This window comes from Legionellales bacterium, from assembly GCA_026125385.1.
GTDB lineage: Bacteria > Pseudomonadota > Gammaproteobacteria > JAHCLG01 > JAHCLG01 > JAHCLG01.
Genome location: JAHCLG010000056.1, coordinates 1 through 4,833 on the forward strand (window position 1 = coordinate 1; position 4,833 = coordinate 4,833).

Here is a 4,833-nt window from a genome sequence, read left to right on the forward strand (position 1 = left end):
CTACGGCCACGCTCCGTTCCAGGCTACGGCAAAATTCAATCCTGGCTACCTAAAATAATTTCTTGGTTTTTTAACTCGATGAGGATTTCTCGAGCGAAAGGGATCAGTGATTCTGTACTCGCTAAATTTAATTCGCTAGCAATGATGTCTAAACACTCGAGAGCGCTAAGCTCGCTTTCTTCTATCAACTGGATAAAGCGCGCGGTAATCGCATTAATTTCATAAAAATATATAGCTTGGCCGGAAATTTTACGATAGATAATAATATAAGTAGGCTCTGCGGGTTTTTGTTGTGGTTGATAATCACGATTAATTTTTTGCACCGGAAAATCATACTGTAATAACCAGGCTAAAGGTGATAGTAGTGGTTTTTGCAGCAACAAATCGCCTGCAGGATTAAACGATAATTCTGCGATAGTATTCGGAGTTTTTCTTAATTGAACTTCGCACCATTCATAGTGTGCAAGCTCTAATAAAAAAGGCGGATCTTGCGATAAATCGCGTTCACTTTGTAAATAGGATAAAAACTCTTGACCAATTTCATGAAAATAGGGCGATTGAGCCTGATGCTGCTGCAAATAATCTTGAATTAATACTTCCCAATTTTTTTCCGTGTAGAGCGAGCGTAAAACAGGATAGCAATTCTCCATAACTTCACATAAATTATGAAAGACAAATTCCCGATAAATCTGTAATCGCTGCGAAGAAACATTTTCTATATTAAGCGGTAAATTTGGATTACGAATAGACTGCGTGAACGCTTGTTGAATTTTTTGAAACTCAAGTAAATCATGATTCGACATAAGCCATTTCTCGAGGTTTGATGTGTTCTTGGATGTGTTTAATTTTTTTTACTTCAATCAGGCATTCATGGAGTGAAGGAATATCATTATCACGCTCTAGTAAGGTGGGTATCACACCAAAACGTTGATAGGCACACGTTAATAAATCCCAGACCGGATCAATAATAGTGTCACCATGGGTGTCGAGAATAATGGTTTCATTTTTTTGCCAGTGTCCGGCAATATGAATATAGCTGATGCCAGTAGGCTGTAGCTTTTCTATAAATTGTTTTCCATCATAACCGTGATTGATGCTGTTAACGTAAATATTATTCACATCTAACAATAAATCACAATTAGCTTCGCTTAATACTGCATTAATAAAATCAACTTCATCCATCACTTGCCCGGGGGCGCAATAATAAGACGCATTTTCTACCCCAATGCGACGTTCTAAAATATCTTGAGTTTGGCGAATGCGCGCGCTCACATATTTTACGGCTTCCTCGGTGAAAGGGATGGGAAATAATTCGTAGAGATGACCATTAAAACTGCAATAGGTTAAATGTTCGGTATAAGTTTGAATATTGAAACGATCTAAAAAAGATTTTATTTCGTGTAAAAAATTCTGATTTAAAGGTTCAGGCCCCCCTAACGAAAGTGATAAACCATGAGTGACAAAAGGTACTTGAGCGACAAATTTTTCTAACAAATCGTCCGTTTTATATGGGGCATTAATCCAATTTTCAGGCGCAATTTCCATAAAATTAATATCAATAGGAAAGGCCTTGAGTAGCGCGTTGAAATGTTCATCGCGCAGCCCAAGGCCTGAACCATGATAAGCTTTTTGACTATTCATCGTCAAAAATCTTCAAGGTGATTATTCGCTGGTTTTAGCGCCGGCGCATTTACCTTTAGCACATTTACCTTTAGCGCATTTGCCATCTTTATCACATTTTTTAGGATCGCATTTTTCATGATCACCGGCTTGATGAGCATCTTTGGCATCTGCTGCAGGAGCTGCCGTTTTAGCATCGGTTGCAGGAGCAGCAGCATCATGCGCATCAGCCACGTTATAGCCGCTGTTTAATTGTTTGCCTTGAAAAGGAGAGGCAGAAGAAGAAGTTGCCGCAGTAGCCATGGAAGCTACACCTAAAGCGAGACCAGCACTTAAAGCGATGACGAGTGGTTTCAAATTACGTTTTTTATCTGACATAGTGTACTCCTTTGATGAAAATGGTAGAGCGTCATAACATGCACTCTAGAGATTGCTAGAATAAATTAGCCTGATTATTATGCGTCGGAATGTTTTGAAAGTATACTCTTTCGTTATAATTTTTACGGTTGTAAGGATTGTTGTACGAATTCCAACTGTTGTAAAAATTGTGTGGCATTAACCTCGCCAACAATCCGCCGATCTTTTATTTCCTGTCCCTGACGATCAAAGAAAATGATGGTAGGTGGTGCTATCACTTGTAAAGAATGTTCGAGATCTTGAGTTTGCGCATTATTAGCAGTGACATCGGCTTGCACTAATACGAATGATTTTAACGCATTGATAACTTTAGGATCGGCAAACGTCGTTTTTTCCATTATTTTACATGAAACACACCAGTCCGCATAAAAATCTAACATTAACGGGCGATTAGCAGATTTTGCTTGCTGTAACGCTTGCGCTAACTGTTGACGATTATTGATGCGCATAAAAATCGAATGCGAAGAATTATTGTCTTTCGTATTTAAAAATTCAATTTTTGCTAAAGGATGGAAGGGATCGGTATTTCCTAATGCACCGCCTAAAATTAAAATAATGCCATAAATAAATAAGATTAATCCAAGCCCTTTCCACAGATGTTGCCATGAGGTTGCTAATTTGGTTTCGAAAGCGCCGAGATAAACCGCACAAATAATGAATAATGCCGCCCACAATAGCATAATTACATTACCTGGAATAATTCGCGATAATAGCCAAATCGCCATCGCTAAAATCAACACACCAAAAAGGGATTTAACCGCATTCATCCATTTTCCGGCTTTAGGTAAAAGCGATCCGCCGACGGTACCAATAATTAATAAAGGAATTCCCATGCCGATGCCTAATGAAAATAGCGCAATTCCTCCTAAGAGTGAATCGCCGGTATTGCCGATATAGGCTAAAATTCCAAATAATGGCGCTGTTAAGCAAGGTGAGACAATTAATGTGGCCAGCATGCCCATCATAAAAACGCCGAAATAAGTTCCGCCTTGTTGTTGATGACTCCACTGATTAATGCGATTGGTAAAAGCTCGTGGTAATTGCAATTCATAAAAACCAAATAAGGAGAGTGCTAATAATACAAATAATAACGCAAAAGCACTAATCACCCATTTATTTTGTAAAGCGGCTTGTAAAGAGCTGCCCAGTAATCCCGCAATGATTCCTGCAATCGCATATGTGCAAGCCATGCTCAGCACGTAGGTTAATGATAAAAAAAACGCCCGTCGGGTATTTAAGCGTTGTCCTTGTCCGACAATAATACTGGAAAGAATGGGGATCATGGGTAACACGCAAGGTGTAAACGTGAGTAATAAACCAATTCCAATAAAAATTAAAATAATCCAACCGAAATGGCGTTGTTGTAATAACTGAATAATTTTTTCTTGTTCCGATAAAGTATTTTGTTGCATTTGGCTATGAGAGACGGTAATGCCAGTTTGGGCGGTAGTTTTATTTAAGTCTAAGGTAACTTGTTTGGTCGTGGGAGGATAGCAAAAACCATCATCCGCGCAACCTTGATATTGCGCGATTAAGGTAAGCTTTGTCGCATCTCCTTGAATCGGCAATATAAAACTAATTTGATTTTCATAGACTTGATGAGGTCCTAAAATTTCATCTTGCTTAGGAATTCCGGGAGGTAGATCATAAGAACCAATCGTGAGATGAGGATCTTGAAGTTTAAATTTAAAGCGTTCGCGATAAAGATGATAACGGGGAGCAATTTTCCAGTGTACCTCGATAGCATGAGGACTTTTTACACTCGCAGAAAATGCAAATGCGGTATCCACAGGAAGCGGTTGTTTAAACGCAAGTTGAGCAATACAAGTAGAAATGAATAATAATAGTATGATACTGGAGAGTAACGCTAAGGTTACTCTCAAGAGGAGTGATGGATGATTAATTTTTACTATGCTTGAGTGCTGCAATGTTTTAATCCCCAGGTTAGATCTTATTTTTTCTCAGCCGCATCGCGAATGTTTGCAACCGATTGTTGTAATGCTTGATAGTCTACAAATCCAAAATTTAAAATGGGTCGCGGAGAATTCGTTAAATTTTCTTGTTGATTTAATAATGTTTTGCCAATAATCACCGTGGGCGTTCCTTGAATGCCTAATTCATTACCTAAGTGAATATTATTCGCTACCTCATCGCGAATTTTTGCACTGTCCATGGATTTTTTTAATTGTGTTACATCGATTTGTTGCTTTTTCGCAATCGATAAAATATCGCCTTCTTCTAAACGCCCTTTAAATTTCATTAATGCCTCGTGAAATTCTGCAAACTTTTGTTGTTCACGTGTGGCTAAAGCGGCACGCGCGGCTAATTCGGAGGTTTTTGTGACAACGGGATAGTCAACTACTACCAAACGAATGTGTTTATCTGCGGTGATTAATTGATTGATTACTGGCGTCATTAAACGGCAATAGGGGCAATTATAATCGGTAAATTCAATCACGCTGACATCACCTTGGGGGTTTCCTAATACTACGGTGCTAGTTGGAGTGAGTTTTGGCGTGAATAAATCGGTGAGTAATTGCTGAATTTTTTCAGCATAAACTTGCCCTGAAAGGATGAGCATAAACCCTAATACAAGACTTATTAATTTTTTCATAAATACATTTTCCTTTTAACTAAAGTGTAGCCTGGAACGTAGCGCAGCGGAGATCCAGGATCTGAGTTCTAAAATAGTTCTGATCCTGGATCTCCGCTGCGCTCCGTTCCAGGCTACATCGCTGCGCTCCGTTCCAGGCTACGCCAGACTATTATACATTTGTAGTAGTGTAATGAATTTCA

Annotated in this window: 5 protein-coding genes; all 5 read right to left on the reverse strand. The window is 38.9% G+C overall.

Features of this window, described 5'->3' with window-relative positions; translation table 11 throughout:
* Window positions 1-35: 35 nt before the first annotated feature.
* The 5 genes from KIT27_12175 to KIT27_12195 all read right to left on the reverse strand — a co-directional run bounded on the left by KIT27_12175 (window position 36) and on the right by KIT27_12195 (window position 4,651).
* Complete coding sequence (locus tag KIT27_12175; protein ID MCW5590402.1) at window positions 36-803, reverse strand: putative DNA-binding domain-containing protein; 768 nt, start codon at window positions 801-803, stop codon at window positions 36-38.
* Window positions 790-1,641, reverse strand: a complete 852-nt coding sequence (locus KIT27_12180) for a DUF692 domain-containing protein (GenBank protein MCW5590403.1) — start codon at window positions 1,639-1,641, stop codon at window positions 790-792. Before KIT27_12180 ends, KIT27_12175 begins: the two co-directional genes overlap by 14 nt.
* A 21-nt stretch (window positions 1,642-1,662) precedes the next feature.
* Complete coding sequence (locus KIT27_12185) at window positions 1,663-1,998, reverse strand: hypothetical protein (protein MCW5590404.1); 336 nt, start codon at window positions 1,996-1,998, stop codon at window positions 1,663-1,665.
* 122 nt (window positions 1,999-2,120) lie between these two features.
* Window positions 2,121-3,965 (reverse strand): protein-disulfide reductase DsbD, encoded by a 1,845-nt coding sequence (gene dsbD, locus KIT27_12190; GenBank protein MCW5590405.1) that lies wholly within the window; start codon window positions 3,963-3,965, stop codon window positions 2,121-2,123.
* Between the two features lie 23 nt (window positions 3,966-3,988).
* Entirely contained in the window at window positions 3,989-4,651 is a 663-nt protein-coding gene (locus KIT27_12195) for a DsbA family protein (GenBank protein ID MCW5590406.1), read from the reverse strand.
* Between the last annotated feature and the right edge of the window lie 182 nt (window positions 4,652-4,833).